Here is a 16,221-nt window from a genome sequence, read left to right as displayed (position 1 = left end):
CGGGCTTTTGTAGGCAGTGGACAGACACTAGCCGCAGCGGCGGGCCCCCACGGTGTGGCAATACCCACACATCGAATGGACAGGGTTGTGCAAACTCTCCTTGGCTCGGAGCCCCTCCGTACGTCAGGATCAGCTCCCATGGACCTGCTGAACACGCTGGTGGACAAGGGGCTTCGGCGCGAGCTGCCGACCCGCGAGGAAGCCTTGGCCGTCCTCGCCACTTCCGACGACGACCTGCTCGATGTGGTGGCCGCGGCCGGGAAGGTGCGCCGGCAGTGGTTCGGCCGACGGGTGAAACTCAACTATCTCGTCAACCTCAAATCGGGCCTGTGTCCGGAGGACTGCAACTACTGCTCCCAGCGGCTCGGCTCGACCACCGGCATCCTCAAGTACACCTGGCTCAAGCCCGACGAGGCCTCCCAGGCCGCGGCCGCCGGTTTGGCGGGAGGCGCCAAGCGCGTCTGCCTGGTGGCGTCCGGGCGCGGCCCCACCGACCGTGACGTGGACCGGGTCTCCAAGACCATCAAGGCGATCAAGGACGAGAACGAGGGCGTCGAGGTGTGCGCCTGCCTCGGCCTCCTCTCCGACGGCCAGGCCGAGCGGCTGCGCGAGGCGGGCGCGGACGCCTACAACCACAACCTCAACACCTCCGAGAGCACTTACGCGGACATCACGACCACGCACACCTACGCCGACCGCGTCGACACCGTGAACAAGGCGCACGCGGCGGGCCTCTCGGCCTGCTCGGGTCTGATCGCGGGCATGGGCGAGAGCGACGAGGACCTGGTCGACGTCGTCTACTCACTGCGCGAGCTGGACCCGGACTCGGTCCCGGTCAACTTCCTGATCCCGGTCGAGGGCACCCCGCTCGCCAAGGAGTGGAACCTCACCCCGCAGCGGTGCCTGCGCATCCTGGCGATGGTGCGGTTCGTCTGCCCCGACGTCGAGGTCCGGATCGCCGGTGGCCGCGAGGTCCATCTGCGCACGATGCAGCCCCTCGCCCTGCACCTGGCCAACTCGATCTTCCTCGGCGACTACCTGACCACCGAGGGCCAGGCGGGCAAGGCCGACCTGGAGATGATCGCGGACGCCGGGTTCGAGGTGGAGGGCACCGACCAGGTGACGCTGCCGGAGCACCGGGCGACGGCCGGGGGCGGGTGCGGATCGCACGAGAGCGCGGGGTGCGGATCGCACGAGGGTGCCGGATGCGGATCGCATGAGAGCGCCGGGTGCGGGTCGCACGACGGTGGCGGTGTGTGCGGTACGGCCGACCCCGCAGCGCCGGTCGGCGAGCCGCGCACCGACCTGGTCGCCGTGCGCCGCCGGGGTGCGGGAACGGACCTCGCACCCAATGCCTGACCCGCGCCCCGTGGCCGACCTGACCGTGCCCGAGCTGCTGGAGCTGGACCGGCGGCACGTCTGGCATCCGTACGGCCCCATGCCCGGCCGTGTCGAGCCGCTCGTCGTGGAGTCGGCGAGCGGGGTGCGGCTGACCCTGGCGGACGGCTCGGGCGAACTGGTCGACGGCATGTCGTCCTGGTGGTCGGCGATCCACGGCTACAACCACCCGGTACTCAACGAGGCCGTGCGCGAGCAGCTGTCGAGGATGAGCCATGTGATGTTCGGCGGGCTCACCCACGAGCCCGCCGTACGTCTGGCGAAGCTCCTTGTCGACATGTCGCCCGAGGGCCTGGAGCATGTCTTCCTCGCGGACTCCGGGTCGGTGTCGGTCGAGGTCGCGGTCAAGATGTGCCTGCAGTACTGGCGTTCGCTGGGCCTCCCCGGCAAGCAGCGGCTGCTGACCTGGCGCGGCGGCTACCACGGCGACACCTGGCAGCCGATGTCGGTGTGCGACCCCGAGGGCGGGATGCACGAGCTGTGGACCGGGGTGCTCCAGCGCCAGGTGTTCGCGGACCCGCCGCCGGCGGAGTACGAGGAGTCCTACGCCGATCAACTGCGTTCGCTCGTCGAACAGCACGCCGACGAACTGGCGGCGGTGATCGTCGAGCCGGTCGTGCAGGGCGCGGGCGGGATGCGGTTCCACTCCCCCGCGTATCTGCAGGTGTTGCGGGAGGCGTGCGACGCGCACGACGTGCTGCTGGTGTTCGACGAGATCGCGACCGGCTTCGGGCGTACGGGTGCGCTGTTCGCGGCGGACCACGCGGCGGTGACGCCGGATGTGATGTGCGTGGGCAAGGCGCTGACGGGCGGCTACCTGACGATGGCCGCGACGCTGTGCACGTCCCGCGTGGCCGACGGGATCTCGCGGGGCGAGGTACCGGTCCTGGCCCATGGCCCGACGTTCATGGGCAACCCGCTCGCCGCCGCGGTCGCCTGCGCCTCGATCGAGCTGCTGCTCGGCCAGGACTGGCCGGCCGAGGTCAAGCGGATCGAGGCGGGGCTGCGTGAGGGGCTCGCCCCCGCGGCGGACATTTCGGGCGTGAAGGACGTACGGGTCCTCGGTGCGATCGGGGTCGTGCAACTCGACCACGCCGTTGACATGGAGGCGGCGACGGCGGCGGCCGTGCGCGAGGGCGTGTGGCTGCGGCCGTTCCGGGACCTCGTCTACACGATGCCGCCGTACGTCACGGGCGACGTGGACGTGGCACGGATCGGCCGCGCGGTGTGCGCGGCAGTGCGGGAGGGATGAACATGCCGATCCTGGTGATCACGGGGACGGGCACGGAGGTCGGCAAGACGGTCACGACCGCCGCGGTCGCCGCGACGGCGCTCGGCGCGGGCCGGTCGGTGGCGGTGCTCAAGGCCGCGCAGACGGGCGTACGGCCGGACGAGTGCGGGGACGCGGAGGAGACGGCGCGACTCGCGGGCGCCGTGACGACCGCCGAACTCGCCCGCTATCCCGACCCGCTGGCCCCGGCGACGGCGGCGCGACGGGCCGGCCTGCCTCCGGTGCGCCCGCAGGAGATCGCCGAGGCGGCCGCCAAGCTGGCCACCGAGCACGACCTGGTGCTGGTGGAGGGGGCGGGCGGGCTGCTCGTCCGTTTCGACGAGACGGGCGGCACGCTGGCGGACGCGGCCGAGCTGATGGCGGCGCCGGTCCTCGTGGTGGCGTCGGCCGGCCTGGGCACGTTGAACACGACGGAGCTGACGGCGCGTGAACTGCGCTCACGCCGAGTGGACCTGCTGGGCGTGGTGATCGGCAGCTGGCCCACGGCACCGGATCTGGCGTCGCGCTGCAACGTCGCGGACCTGCCCGAGGTGGCGGGGGCGCCCCTGCTGGGTGCGGTGCCGACCGGTGCGGGGGCGCTGGCACCGGCCGACTTCCGTGCCGCGGCGCCGGGTTGGCTGGCGCCGCGGTTGTTCGGGACCTGGGACGCGGAGGGGTTCCGAGGGCGGGAGACGCCGTGACGCCTGCCGCTTCCGCCGAGTGGGACGACTTGTTCGACACGTGGGACGAGAGCCGCGAGTGCTACTACCTCGGCGATGCGCCGGAGGCGGTACTGGAATGCGCGAGAAACCTTGAGGCGAGCGTCCGGGCCGACAGTCCGGACACCGCTCTGTGGACCCTCGGACTGGTGCTGACAGGGCCTTACGTGATCTATGCCCGCCCGGATGCGGCGGCCGAGGCCCGTGTGCTGCAGGCGATGGGTGCCGTCGAGCAGGCTCTCGGAGGGGCGAGCTGCGCCCATGACGAGCATCCGTGTGACGCCATGCCGCTCGACGACGAGCTGGACGGCCTTCGCGGTGTCCTGGACATGCTGGCCCACCCGGAGCGGGACGGTGCAGCCGACGAGCCCAGTCCCGACGACGAGTCGGTCGACTGGTTCGAACACCGGATGACGCGGGAGATCTGGGCCTGCCCGCGCAACCTCGCCGGGCTCGCCCGGGCCTTCGTCGGCGCCTAGCCGGTCGGACCTCCCTCACTCTCGTCGACCTCGGCAATGAGCCGCACCAGCTCGATACGGGAGCGGATCCCCAGCCGGCTGAAGACGCCCCGCAGGTGGTGGTCGATCGTGCGCGGGCTGAGGGCGAGGCGATCGGCGATCTCGCGGTTGGTGGCTCCCTCGGCGGCCATACGGGCGACCAGGAGCTGCTGGGCCGTGAGGCGGCCGGTCGGAGTGTCGGGGCCGGTCCGCGCGGGGCCGGCCGGGGTGCCCAGGGCGCGCAGTTCGGAACGGGCCTGGGCCGCGCAGTGCGGAGCACCGAAGGAGTCGAACGCCTCCAGGGCGCTGTGCAGGCGGTCGCGTGCCTCCGTACGGCTGCGCAGTCGACGCAGGGTGCTGCCGAACAGCAGTTCCGTGCGAGCCCGTTCGAAGTCGCGGGTGCCGTGGGAGTGCAGGTCGAGGGCCACGCGGTAGTGGTCCACGGCCTCCGCGCCGGGCGCGAGGAGGGCTCGGCAGCGGGCGCTGAGGGCGAGGTCGTCGGGGCTGCGCACGGCGGTTGCCCACCGGTGGTAGTCGGCGTGCGCGACGCGGGCGACCCGGGTGTCGCCGGTGCGGACGGCGGCCTCGACGTAGTGCGGGGCGGCCAGGTGGCGGATGGCCCGGTGGCCGTGCCCGGGGCCGAACCCGGCCAGGGCGCGCAGTCGGGCGGCTGCGGCGGCGAAGCGGCCGCTGCTCAGGTCGAGGTAGGCCAGCGCCCACTGGGCGAGGGCGGCGGGCAGGCCCAGGCCACGGGCGAGGGCGTACGACCGTGCGCTCGCGGCGCGTTCGTGGCAGAGGTCCGCGTCTCCGGTGAGCGCCGAGAACATGGCCAGGGCCGCCTGCAGATGACAGGCGCCGTTGTCCTGGCCGGTGGCGTGGGCCTGCCACAGCGCGTCCGCCGCGGCGGCCTCGCCGGCCCGGGGGCGTCCGGTCCAGAAGTCGGCGTACGCACGGAACTCCATCGCCTGCGGCACGGTCACCGGGGTGCCGCGAGCCCGGGCGGAGGCGGCCGCGCGGAGGGTCGCGGTGGCGGCACGGGTGTGGTCGCCGAGGAGCAGGGCGGCGATTCCGGCGTGGATCAGCACGGTGGGATCACCCCCCGGCCCGCACCGTCCGGCCGCCGCCTCCAGCAGCTCCCGCGCATCCTCGTACCGCCCCTCGAACGCCGCCACGAGCCCACCCAGCGTCCCTGGCGAAACAGCCCCGAGCCGATCGGCCACCCGCGCGGCCTCGCGCAGGCGACGCAGGTCTCCGGTGTAGATGGCGGCCTCGGTGGCTCGGGCGAGGAGGTGGGTGGCGGGGGCCGGGGGGCGGGGGGCGACGGTGACTGACGTGGTGGGGGCGGGGGCGACAACGGCGGGTGTGGGGGCGGGGGTGGCGACAGCGGCTCGAGGCGCTGAAGCCGGGCTGGCGACGGCAGCCGGGGGCGCCGAGGGCGTGGCCTTGGCGCCCGAGGGCGCGGAGGCAGGGATGGCGACGACGGCCGACGGCGGGGCGGGAGGGGCGGTGAGAGCGGCCGACTGCGCAGAGGCAGAGGCAGAGGCAGGGGCGACAGAGGCGCCCGCCCCGGCCACCGCCGACATCAACGCGTCGAACGCCTCCCCCGCATTCCCCGCCCGCAGAGCAAGCACCCCTGTCAGGGCGTCCTCGGAGCCGGCTGCCGCCAGTCGCCGTGACCGTTCCCCATCGCCGGCTCGCCAGGCGTACCCGGCTGCCCGGGTCAGCAGGCGGGCCTGCTCGGACGGTTCGGGGCACAGGGCTGCGGCCCGTTCCGTCAGCGCCCGCGCCAAGGGGAGCCGCCCCGCAGTTGCTGCCTTGCGCGCGGCGGTGCCGAGTTCCGCCGCGAGCCGGCCGCTGGGGCCGGGCGCGCCGGCGCCCCGGTGCCACGAGCGCCATGGTGTCTCGCCCGCGCCGCCCAGCACGCGGGCCAGCAGGCGGTGGACGTCGCGGCGGTCGGCCGGGGAGCCCGTTTCGTAGGCCGCTATCCGCGTCCACGCGTCGCGGAACACCACCCCGCCCGCACCCGCGTGTGCGATCCCGGCAGCCTCGGCGGCATCCAGGGACCTGGTGTCGAGGCGGGCGGCCATGACGGCGCGCAGGAACGCGTCGGTGGGGACCGGGTACTGATCGGCCGCGGCGAGGAGCAGGAGCAGGCGGGTGCTGTCCGGCAGCGCCCGTATCTGCGCGCGGCGTTCACGCAGCAGGGACGGGGCCAGCTCGGCGGGGTCCGTGGGCAGCGGGTCGAGACCCGTCGCCTGGCGGTCGGTCAGACGCGGGACCAGTTCGGCGGCGGCGCGCGGATCGCCGTACACGGCGCGCAGCACCCGTACGCGGACCCCGTCCGCAAGGGTGGCGGCCAGCTCTCGCCACGCGTTTGTGAACTGCGGTGGCGAAGGGCGGTCAAGAGGTGGGGGGTTCACCGGTGTCACCACACAAATGACGTTACTGGCGAGTTATTTGAACCGTAAAGACCGGCGATTTCACCGATGCGGCGCGCGTAGACCCGGCTGACACTCCTGCCAACCCCACACGTTTCAGGAGGCATCATGCAGCGCCACAAGCGTCGCATCGCCACGGCCGCCTCGGCCTTGGCCGCATCGCTCCTGCTGTCGTTGTCCCTATCCCCCACACCCGCGCACGCCGCGGCCCACGACCCCGTCGTCTTCGTGCACGGCCTGAGCAGCTCGGCGAGCAGCTGGGACGACTGGGCCGGCTACTTCCGGGCCGACGGCTACACGGCCGCCGAACTGGACGCCTGGTCCTACGACTGGGCCCAGTCGAACGCCACCACCGCCCAGCAGCTCGGGAGCGAGATCAGAAACGTGCTCGCCCGGACCGGCGCCTCGAAGGTCGACCTGGTCGTCCACTCGCTCGGCGCGCTCAGCTCCCGCTACTACCTCAAAAACCTCGGCGGGACGTCGTACGTCGACGACTTCGTCTCCACCGCCGGGGTGAACCACGGCACGTCCACCGCCTCGTGGTGCGCATGGCTGTACACCTCCTGCGCGGAGATGAACACCGGCAGCTCGTTCCTGACCGCCCTGAACTCCGGCGACGAGACCCCGGGCAGTGTGTCGTACGCCAGCTACTGGTCGAACTGCGACGAGGCGCTCACCCCCGACACCACGGCGATCCTGAGCGGCGCGACGAACGTCGAGGTCGGCTGTGTCTCGCACACCGACATGAACAACGACCACGGCGTGTACGAGCAGGTCCGGGACTTCATCGGCTGAGCCGGCCCGGAACGACAGCCACCGCAACGGCGGGGGGTGCGTCGGCCTCGTACGGGGGACAATCAGGGTGAGCCCCGTCCCGCCCGGGAGGTCCCCATGGCCCTACGGTCCCCACGGTCCGCCGCCTCCGGCAAGGTGCCACGGGATGCCGTGCACCACCCGCTGTTCGCCCGCTTCTACGCCCGTACCAGCGTCACCGCCGAGACCCGGATGGGCATGGGCGGCGTCCGCGAGCGGCTGCTGGCCGGGCTCTCCGGCCGGGTGATCGAGATCGGCGCGGGCAACGGCCTGAACTTCGCCCACTATCCGAGTGCCGTCTCGGAGGTCGTCGCCATCGAACCGGAACGTCTGCTGCGGCAGTTGGCGGTGGAATCGGCGCTGCGTGCGGGCGTGCCCGTGGACGTCGTGCCGGGCGCGGCGGAAGCGCTGCCGGTCAAGAGCGAAGCCTTCGACGCGGTCGTGCTCTCGCTGGTGCTGTGCAGCGTGCGGGACGTGCCGCGGGCGCTCGGTGAAGTGCGGCGGGTGCTGCGGCCCGGCGGCGAGGTGCGGTTCTTCGAGCACGGCCGGGGCGGCGGACGCGCCATGCTCCTCACTCAGCGCGCCCTGGACCGGTCGGTGTGGCCACTGGTGAGCGGCGGCTGCCATGTCTCCCGGGACCCGGTCGGGGCGCTGCGCGGGGCCGGCTTCGAACTCGGCCCCGTCCGGCGGGTGATGATGCCGGAGAAGGGGCCGACGCTCCCTTCGTCGTACTGCGCGCTGGGGACGGCGTGGCGACCGCGCATCAGCGACTAGTCACAGGCTCCACTGGCGCAGTTCCCGCGCGATGTCGTGCACGGTGGCCTCGCCGCTCTTCACGAGCCGGGCCAGGTCGCGTACCTGCTCGGGCGAGGTGACGACCTTGAGGCCGCTGGCGACGAGATAGGCGTAGGCGACGGCGGAGGCGAACAGGGCGTTGGAGCGCTCCAACGCGGGGACGTGGATGAGGAGTTGGAGCAGGGAGGCGGCTCGGGTCTGCGGGCTGTCGTAGACCGGGACGTCGAATATCTCGGCCTCATGGCGTGCGACGGCGGCGACGAGGGCTCCCCAGTCGGTGACCTGGGGGTCCCCCGGCGTGTTCTGTTCGGCGAGCATGAGCAGCCAGGCGAGGTCGATGTTCAGATGGCTCAACGGATCAGTGGCGACCTTCGCGCGTGCCCTCGCGGTCCGCGCCGAACTCCTCGGCGAACACCGACTCGTACTGCTTCATGAAATCGGCGGCGGCTTCCACGAACGTGTTGCCGACCTCGCCGGTGTCCTGCTGGACCAGCTCCTCGATGTAGCGGTTGACGCTCACGCCTCGGGCCAGCGCGCGTTCGCGGGCGGCGCGGGCCGTGCCCTCGTCCACTCTCACGTTCAACTGGGTCTTCGCCATACTTCGAAGCTAGCGCGATCGCGCTAGCACGGCAAGGGGCCACCCCCGGGGATCAGCCGGGGATCGAGGGCCACCCCGGATCGGCGAGTGCCCCTTACATCGATATCAGGGACCCGACCTGGGGCGGAGACCGACCGGGACCTCGGGGGGATACCAGGTGTGTGGTGGATCACATTAGTCTCGGCGGTGACGACAGTCGTTCCGTCGAGTCGTCCCGTCCGTTCCGTGAGGAGGCGGTCTTGTCCACAGCAGCTGCCCAGTACGCCCCGGGGCCCGCGTCGGCCGACGGCATCGCGGCCCGCGCGCGCGGTCTGACCAAGGCGTACGGCTCGGGTGAGACCACGGTGCTCGCCCTCGACTCGGTGGACGTGAACATCGCGCGCGGGCGCTTCACCGCGGTCATGGGGCCGTCGGGTTCCGGGAAGTCCACGCTGATGCACTGTCTGGCGGGCCTCGACAACGTCTCGGCGGGGCAGGTGTGGCTCGGCGACACCGAGATCACCGGGCTGAAGGACCGGGAGCTGACCCGCCTGCGGCGGGACCGGATCGGGTTCATGTTCCAGTCGTTCAACCTGATCCCGACCCTGAACGCGGCCGAGAACATCACCCTGCCCATGGACATCGCGGGCAAGAAGCCCGACGAGAAGTGGCTGAACCAGGTCATCGACACCCTCGGGCTGCGGGACCGCCTCAAGCACCGGCCGTCCCAGCTCTCGGGCGGCCAGCAGCAGCGCGTCGCCTGCGCCCGCGCGCTGGCCTCCCGGCCGGAGCTGATCTTCGCGGACGAGCCGACCGGAAACCTCGACTCGCGAGCAGGCCTGGAGGTGCTCGGCTTCCTGCGGGACGCCGTCGACCAGTTGGGGCAGACCGTCGTGATGGTCACCCACGACCCGGGCGCCGCCGCCCACTCCGACCTGGTGCTGTTCCTGGGCGACGGGCGGATCGTCGACGAGATGGAACGGCCGACGGCGGAAGCCGTACTGGAGCGCTTGAAGCGTTTCGATGTGACCCGCGGCCCGTTCGACGGCGGCGGCCCGGCGCCGGGGGCGGTACCGGACGACCGGCCGTCGTCCGCCTCGCCCGCACCGTCCGAGTGGCCCACCCCGCCCGAGGAGCGCTGACCCGGTGCTCAAGGCGACGCTCAGGAGCTTCCTCGCCCACAGGGGACGCCTGCTGCTCTCCGCCCTGGCGGTGATCCTGTCCGTCGCGTTCGTCACGGGCAGCCTGATCTTCTCGGACACCGTCAGCCGCACCTTCGACCGGCTCTTCGCCTCGACCGCCGCGGACGTCACCGTCACCCCGAAGGAAACCCTCGACGAAACGATCCCCTCCGGGCAAACCCTGACCCTCCCGGCCTCGCTGGCCGACCGGCTGGCCCAGGTCGACGGTGTCGCGGCGGCCCGCCCTGACGTGGACGTCGAGGGCCTCACCGTCGCCGACAAGAACCGCAAGTCGGTGGGTCCGACGACCGGCGCCCCGACCATCGGCACCGCCTGGAACCCGACCGAGCGCAGCCCCGTGGAGCTCACCTCCGGGCACGCCCCGAAGGGCGACGCGCAGGTGCTGGTCGACGCGGAGACCGCCGACAGCAAGGACGTGCGGATCGGCGACCGGCTCACGGTCATCGGGCAGGAGGGCTCCTTCCCGGTCGAGGTCGTCGGCATCGCCACATTCACCACCACCAACCCCGGCGCCGCACTGGTCTTCTTCGACACCGAGGCCGCGCAGACGAGGCTCCTGGGCGATCCGAAGGCGGCCACCAGCATCTCGCTCGACGCGGCCGAGGGCGTCAGCGACGCGGACCTCAAGCGGCGCGTGGCCGACGCGCTCGGCGGCGACACGGGCGCCTACGAGCTGCGTACCGCCGACGAGCAGGCCGAGTCGGACGTCGAACAGCTGGGCGGGTTCCTCGACATCATCAAGTACGTCATGCTCGGCTTCGCCGGCATCGCCGTGCTCGTCGGCGTCTTCCTGATCGTCAACACCTTCTCCATGCTGATCGCCCAGCGCACCCGTGAGCTGGGCCTCCTGCGGGCCCTCGGCGCGGACCGGCGCCAGGTGCGGCGCTCCGTCCTCACCGAGGCGCTGCTGCTCGGTCTGGTCGGCTCGACGCTGGGCCTCGCGGCCGGCATCGGGCTGGCCGTCGCGCTCATCGAGCTGATGGGCCTGCTGGGCATGAACATCCGGGCCGCCGAGATGGTCATCGGCTGGGGGACGCCGGTGGTCGCCTACGTCGTCGGCCTCGGTGTCACCTTCGTCGCGGCCTACCTCCCGGCCCGGCGCGCGGCGGGCGTCTCGCCGATGGCGGCCCTCGCGGACGCCGAGATCGCCGACATCGGACGGCCGCTGAAGCTGCGGGCGATCGTGGGCACGGTGGTCGGGGCGGGCGGCGCGGCGGCGCTCGTGGGCTGTGCCATGTCGTCGAAGACATCGACGGCGGCCTCCCTGCTGGGCCTCGGCGTCATCCTGACGCTCATCGCGACCGTGATCGCCGGACCCCTGCTCGTACGGCCCGTGATCCGGGTCCTCGGCGGGGCCTTCCCTGCGCTGTTCGGCTCGATCGGCCGGATGAGCCAGCGCAACGCCCTGCGCAATCCGCGCCGCACCGGTGCCACGGCCGCCGCCCTGATGGTGGGCCTCGCCCTGGTCGGCGGGATGTCGGTGGCGAGCGCCTCGATGACCAAGTCGTTCGACCAGCAGATCGACAAGACGCTGGGCGCCGACTTCGTCGTACAGAACAGCAACTTCGTGCCGTTCCCGCGGGAGATCACCGACCGGATCCGGGACACCGAGGGCGTGGGGCTCGTCGTGCGCTCGCAGTTCACGACGATCGCGGTACGCCTGCCCGACGGCGACCGGGTGCAGACGACCGCCGCAGCGTACGAACCGCAGCTCGACGAGGTCGCCAACATCACCTACGCCCAGGGCGACAGCGCGGCGGCCCTCGCGGACGGGCGCCTCGCCATGGACAAGGACTTCGCCGAGGACCACGGCGTACGCGTCGGCAGCACCCTCCCCGTCGAGTTCCAGGGCGGCCGGCGGGCCGAGCTGACGGTGGGCGCCCTCACCGACCAGGAGTCCTCCGACGGGTTCGGCTCCCAGGGCGGGATCTACTTCGGCCTGGCCACCCTGGAGAAGTACGCGCCGGGCGGGCAGGACGCCGCCGTGTACGTCAACGCCGCCTCCGGCACGAGCGCGGGGGACCTGCGGGCCGGCCTGGAGAAGACGCTGGACCCGTATCCGCAGGTGCAGGTCCGGGACATCGCCGACTACAAGCAGCTGGTGCACGACCAGATCGCCGTGCTGCTCTACCTCGTGTACGCCCTGCTCGGCCTCGCGATCATCATCGCGGTGCTCGGCGTGGTCAACACCCTCGCGCTGTCGGTCGTCGAGCGCACCCGGGAGATCGGGCTGCTCAGGGCCATCGGGCTCGCCCGCCGGCAGCTGCGCCGGATGATCCGCCTGGAGTCGGTGGTGATCGCCGTGTTCGGCGCGGTCCTCGGGCTCGCGCTGGGGCTGGTGTGGGGTGTGTGCACCCAGCAGGTGCTGGCGTTGCAGGGCATGACGGCGCTGGCGATCCCCTGGGGCACGATCGTCGCGGTGGTGATCGGGTCGGCGGTGGTGGGTGTCGTGGCGGCACTGCTGCCCGCGTTGCGTGCATCGCGCATGAATGTGCTGGCGGCCATCGCGCACGAGTGATGGAATCGCGGCAGGCACTCAAGTCCCCCGAAGGTGAGGAGAGTTCATGTCGCGACCGGTGGGCCAGCGTCCGTTCCGTTTCGGCGTCAACCTGATGACCTCCGCCCCCGCCGACGAGTGGCGCGCCAAGTGCCGCCGGGCCGAGGAACTCGGCTACGACGTGATCCTGGTCCCCGACCATCTGGGCATGCCGGCGCCGTTCCCCGCCCTGGTAGCGGCGGCCGAGGCGACAGAACGGCCGCGCCTGGGCACGTTCGTGCTCAACGCGGGGTTCTGGAATCCGGCCCTGCTCGCCCGGGAGGTGGCGACGACCGACGCGCTGACGGGCGGGCGGCTGGAACTGGGGCTGGGCGCGGGCTATGTGCAGGCGGAGCACGATTCAGCGGGTCTGCCGTTCGGCACTCCTCGCGAACGCGTGGACCATCTGCGTCGCACGGTCGAGGAGCTCGATCGGCTGCTCGGGGCGGAGTCGTACCAGCCGCAGCCGACGCAGCAGCCGCGAGTGCCGCTGCTGGTCGGCGGCAACGGCGACCGCGTGCTGCGGCTGACCGCCGAGCACGCCGACATCGCGGCGTTCGGGGGCGCCTACCCGGACCCGAAGAGCGCGACCGGGCGACTGCTCCCCGTCACGGCCAAGCAGCTCGACGAACGGGTGGCCCGCTACCGGAAGTTCGCAGCGGGCCGGCCGGAACCCGCCGAGCTGAACCTGCTCCTCCAGATGGTGACCGTCACGGAGGACCGCGAGGCCGTGCTCCAGCCGCTCCTCGACCGGGTGCCGGAGCTGACCCTGGAGCAGGCCCTGGCGCTGCCCATCGTTCTGACCGGCAGCCTGGACCAGATCACCGCGCAGGTGCTCGCCCAGCGCGAGCGGTACGGGTTCTCGTATCTGACGGTCCTGGAGCCATACATGGAGGCGTTCGCTCCGGTGATGGCGCGGCTGCGCGACAAGTAGCCGTCCGGATACTGGAATTCCGCTTCCTGTTCCGCCGCCCGTGATGGGATCACGGCATGACTGATCTGCGGATACGGCCCGCGTCGGCCGACGACCTCGACAGTGCGCTGGCCTTCTGGAAGACGGCCGCCGAGGGCACGAGCATCAGCGACGACCGGGACGGCGTGGAGCGGCTGGTCGCCCGCGATCCCGAGGCGCTGATCCTGGCGGAGCTGGACGGGGAGCTGGTCGGCACGGTGATCGCGGGCTTCGACGGCTGGCGCTGCCATCTGTACCGGCTGGCGGTGCACCCGCAGCGCCGTCGCCGGGGCATCGGCTCGGCGCTGCTGGCCGCCGCGGAGGAGCGGTTCGTACGGCTGGGAGGGCGCCGTGGCGACGCGATGGTGCTCCAGCGCAACGAGAACGCCCACCATGCCTGGCGCGCGGCGGGGTACTCGCCGGAGGATCACTGGCGGCGGTGGGTGAAGCCGCTCAACGACTGATTCACCTCGGACAGGGATCACACACGGATCACATACCGAACCACTTTGCCCGTCCTTTACTATTGCTGGACCACTTCGGTCCTCCAAGGAAAGGTGTGAGCGTCCGCCCATGGGCGAGCCTCCCAGTACCCGACATCGCGCGATCCTCCCCACCCTGTCCGACCATGGGACGGAGGTGACCCGATGACCGAAGTGCTCCTCCTGCTGGTGGCGATCCTGCTGTCGCTCGCCTGCGGTGCCTTCGTCGCGGCGGAATTCTCGCTGACCACGGTCGAACGCAGCGAGCTGGAGCGCGCCGTGGAACGCGGCGAGCGGGGCGCGTCCGGCGCCCTGAAGGCCGTGCGGAACCTGACGTTCCAGCTCTCCGGCGCACAGCTCGGCATCACGGTCACCAACCTGGTCGTCGGCATGCTCGCCGAGCCGTCGATCGCGCGGCTCATCGCGGGCCCGCTCGAATCGCTCGGCATCTCCCACTCGGCGTCCAGCTCGATCGCGCTGGTGATCGGTACGGCGCTGTCGACGATCGTCCTGATGGTCGTCGGCGAGCTGGTGCCCAAGAACTGGGCGATCTCCTCGCCCCTGGCCGTGGCCAAGCGGGTCGGAAACGCGCAGCGCTGGTTCAGCGCGATCTTCCGCCCCTTCATCACCCACCTGAACAACACGGCGAACCGCATCGTGCGCCTCTTCGGTGTGGAACCCACCGAGGAGCTGGCCGCCGCGCGCGGCCCCCAGGAGCTGGCCGCCCTGGCCCGGCACTCCGCCCGTGAAGGCGCCCTGGAGGCGGACACCGCCGAGCTCTTCGTGCGGACGCTGAACCTGGCCGACCTGACCGCGGAGAACGTCATGACCCCGCGCGTCCAGGTCGTCGCCCTCGACGCCCAGGCGACCTGCGAGGACGTGGCGAACGCGACCCGGGCGACCGGGCTGTCCAGGTTCCCCGTCTACCGCGGCAGCCTCGACTCGGTCGTGGGCACCGCGCACATCAAGGACATCCTGGCGGTGCCCGCCGAGAGCCGTCCGCGCGTCTCCGTCGCCGAGCTGATGCGCGAGCCGCTCCTCGTCCCCGAGACCCTCACCGTCGACCGGCTCATGGACCGGCTCTCCGGCAAGCGCACCATGGCCGTGGTGATCGACGAGTACGGCGGTACGGCGGGCGTGGCGACTCTGGAGGACATCGTCGAGGAGGTCGTCGGCGAGGTGCGGGACGAGCACGACCCGCACGAGACACCCGACCTCGCCCAGGCGGGCAGTGACGACGACGGCCGGACCCTGTACTCGGCCGACGGCTCGGCGCGCGTGGACCAGCTCGCACGCGTGGGGCTGAGAGCGCCCGACGGGCCGTACGAGACCCTGGCCGGTCTCGTCGCGACGGAGCTCGGCCGCATCCCCGCGGTCGGGGACAGCGTCGAGGTCGCCGGCTGGCGCCTCGACGTCGTGGACGCCGCGGGACGCAGGGCCGCGCGGGTGCTGATGCACGCGCCGCCGGCCGACGAGGCGGACCAGGACGAGAAGGAGGGCGAGCGATGACCGCCGTACAGCTGCTCATCGGTTTCGCGACGCTGGTCGTGAACGCCTTCTTCGTGGGCGCCGAGTTCGCGCTCATCTCCGTACGGCGCTCGCAGATCGAGCCGTACGCCGACCAGGGCGACCGGCGCGCCAAGAGCGTGCTGTGGGGCCTGCAGCACGTGTCCGCGCTGATGGCCGCGGCGCAACTCGGCATCACGCTGTGCACGCTGGTGCTCGGTGTGGTCGCGGAGCCCGCCATCGAGCACCTGCTGGAGCCTTTGTTCCACGCGGTGGGCGTGCCGGAGGGCGCGGGGCACGTGGTGTCCTTCGTGATCGCGCTGGCGCTGGCCACGTATCTGCACATGCTGCTCGGCGAGATGGTGCCGAAGAACATCGCGCTGGCCGAGCCGGTGCGCAGCGCCCTGGTGCTCGGCCCGCCGCTGGTCACCCTGTCGCGGGCGCTGCGGCCGGTGATCTTCACGATCAACGCCTTCGCCAACGCGCTCCTGAAGCTGATGCGGGTCGAGACCAAGGACGAGGTCACCGCCACCTTCTCGGACGCCGAACTGGCTCGCCTGGTGCGCGACTCCGGCGAGGCCGGCCTCATCGACGAACGCGCGCGGGAGCGACTGCACGACGCCCTGGAACTGGGCCGCCGGCCGGTGCGCGACGTGGTCCTTCCGCTGGAACGTGTCGTCTACGCGCGCGTGGGCATCACTCCGGAGGAGCTGGAGCGCCTGTCGGCCGAGTCGGGCTTCTCCCGCTTCCCGGTCGTCGACTCCGGCCGCCACATCGTCGGATATCTGCATGTGAAGGACGCGCTGGACGCCTCCCCGCGGGACGTGCCGTTCCAGGTGGACGACATGCGGCCCATCGCGCGCGTCCGGGAGAGCACGCCGCTGGACGACGTGCTCACCGCCATGCGCGGCAGCCGTACGCATCTGGCGGCCGTGCTCGGGAGCGACGGGCGACTGGGCGGGGTGGTGACCATGGAGGACGTGCTGCGGGAGCTGTTCGGACAGCGGGCGTAGGTCCGGCGAGGGAGGTCGACCGA

At 72.0% G+C, this 16,221-nt stretch carries 15 protein-coding genes; 12 read left to right on the top strand and 3 right to left on the bottom strand.

Annotated features, from left to right (window positions below):
- The first annotated feature begins 138 nt into the window (after window positions 1–138).
- Genes bioB through OHT51_RS36205 form a run of 4 tightly spaced genes read left to right on the top strand, consistent with a single transcriptional unit; the run spans window position 139 to window position 3,866 of the window.
- Window positions 139–1,359, top strand: coding sequence for a biotin synthase BioB (gene bioB, locus OHT51_RS36220; protein ID WP_328883112.1), 1,221 nt, complete (start codon window positions 139–141; stop codon window positions 1,357–1,359).
- Window positions 1,352–2,650, top strand: a complete 1,299-nt coding sequence (locus OHT51_RS36215; protein ID WP_328883111.1) for an adenosylmethionine--8-amino-7-oxononanoate transaminase — start codon at window positions 1,352–1,354, stop codon at window positions 2,648–2,650. Before bioB ends, OHT51_RS36215 begins: the two co-directional genes overlap by 8 nt.
- A 2-nt stretch (window positions 2,651–2,652) precedes the next feature.
- Window positions 2,653–3,369 (top strand): dethiobiotin synthase, encoded by a 717-nt coding sequence (gene bioD / locus OHT51_RS36210; RefSeq protein WP_328883110.1) that lies wholly within the window; start codon window positions 2,653–2,655, stop codon window positions 3,367–3,369.
- On the top strand, window positions 3,366–3,866 hold the full coding sequence (locus OHT51_RS36205; RefSeq protein ID WP_328883109.1) for a hypothetical protein: 501 nt from the start codon (window positions 3,366–3,368) through the stop codon (window positions 3,864–3,866). Before bioD ends, OHT51_RS36205 begins: the two co-directional genes overlap by 4 nt.
- Here the strand turns inward: OHT51_RS36205 and OHT51_RS36200 are convergent.
- Window positions 3,863–6,313, bottom strand: a complete 2,451-nt coding sequence (locus OHT51_RS36200; RefSeq protein ID WP_443052745.1) for a LuxR C-terminal-related transcriptional regulator — start codon at window positions 6,311–6,313, stop codon at window positions 3,863–3,865. The two genes, OHT51_RS36205 and OHT51_RS36200, sit on opposite strands and share 4 nt — an antisense overlap.
- A 117-nt stretch (window positions 6,314–6,430) precedes the next feature.
- Between OHT51_RS36200 and OHT51_RS36195 the strand changes: the two genes are divergently transcribed.
- Complete coding sequence (locus OHT51_RS36195) at window positions 6,431–7,117, top strand: esterase/lipase family protein (RefSeq protein WP_328883107.1); 687 nt, start codon at window positions 6,431–6,433, stop codon at window positions 7,115–7,117.
- 96 nt (window positions 7,118–7,213) lie between these two features.
- Window positions 7,214–7,909 carry a class I SAM-dependent methyltransferase gene (locus OHT51_RS36190; RefSeq protein ID WP_328883106.1) on the top strand — a complete coding sequence of 232 codons (696 nt, stop codon included), beginning with the start codon at window positions 7,214–7,216 and terminating at the stop codon, window positions 7,907–7,909.
- Here the strand turns inward: OHT51_RS36190 and OHT51_RS36185 are convergent, their stop codons facing one another.
- Entirely contained in the window at window positions 7,910–8,284 is a 375-nt protein-coding gene (locus tag OHT51_RS36185) for a fic family toxin-antitoxin system, toxin component (RefSeq protein ID WP_328429210.1), read from the bottom strand. It abuts the gene before it with no gap.
- A gap of 4 nt (window positions 8,285–8,288) precedes the next feature.
- Window positions 8,289–8,528 carry a toxin-antitoxin system HicB family antitoxin gene (locus OHT51_RS36180; RefSeq protein ID WP_328883105.1) on the bottom strand — a complete coding sequence of 80 codons (240 nt, stop codon included), beginning with the start codon at window positions 8,526–8,528 and terminating at the stop codon, window positions 8,289–8,291.
- A gap of 239 nt (window positions 8,529–8,767) precedes the next feature.
- Here OHT51_RS36180 and OHT51_RS36175 point away from each other — a divergent pair, with 239 nt between their 5' ends.
- From OHT51_RS36175 to OHT51_RS36150, 6 genes are all read left to right on the top strand, one after another.
- Window positions 8,768–9,649 (top strand): ABC transporter ATP-binding protein, encoded by an 882-nt coding sequence (locus OHT51_RS36175; protein WP_328883104.1) that lies wholly within the window; start codon window positions 8,768–8,770, stop codon window positions 9,647–9,649.
- 4 nt (window positions 9,650–9,653) lie between these two features.
- The gene (locus tag OHT51_RS36170) at window positions 9,654–12,227 is read left to right on the top strand and encodes an ABC transporter permease (protein WP_328883103.1); all 2,574 of its coding nucleotides are present in this window, start codon (window positions 9,654–9,656) and stop codon (window positions 12,225–12,227) included.
- Window positions 12,228–12,273: 46 nt separating this feature from the next.
- Window positions 12,274–13,179: an LLM class F420-dependent oxidoreductase gene (locus OHT51_RS36165; protein ID WP_328883102.1), complete on the top strand. Its 906-nt coding sequence runs from the start codon at window positions 12,274–12,276 to the stop codon at window positions 13,177–13,179.
- A 56-nt stretch (window positions 13,180–13,235) separates the two neighbouring features.
- A complete protein-coding gene (locus OHT51_RS36160) occupies window positions 13,236–13,661 on the top strand; it encodes a GNAT family N-acetyltransferase (protein WP_328883101.1) in 426 nt (141 codons plus the stop codon).
- 183 nt (window positions 13,662–13,844) lie between these two features.
- The gene (locus tag OHT51_RS36155) at window positions 13,845–15,188 is read left to right on the top strand and encodes a hemolysin family protein (RefSeq protein WP_328883100.1); all 1,344 of its coding nucleotides are present in this window, start codon (window positions 13,845–13,847) and stop codon (window positions 15,186–15,188) included.
- Entirely contained in the window at window positions 15,185–16,198 is a 1,014-nt protein-coding gene (locus OHT51_RS36150) for a hemolysin family protein (protein WP_328883099.1), read from the top strand. The genes OHT51_RS36155 and OHT51_RS36150 overlap by 4 nt, the downstream gene beginning before the upstream one ends.
- Window positions 16,199–16,221 lie beyond the last annotated feature (23 nt).

Origin of the sequence: Streptomyces sp. NBC_00299 (genome assembly GCF_036173045.1) — a bacterium.
Lineage (GTDB): Bacteria > Actinomycetota > Actinomycetes > Streptomycetales > Streptomycetaceae > Streptomyces > Streptomyces machairae.
The sequence above is the reverse complement of the archived record's forward strand: the minus strand, read 5'-3'. Positions and strand labels throughout refer to the sequence as shown.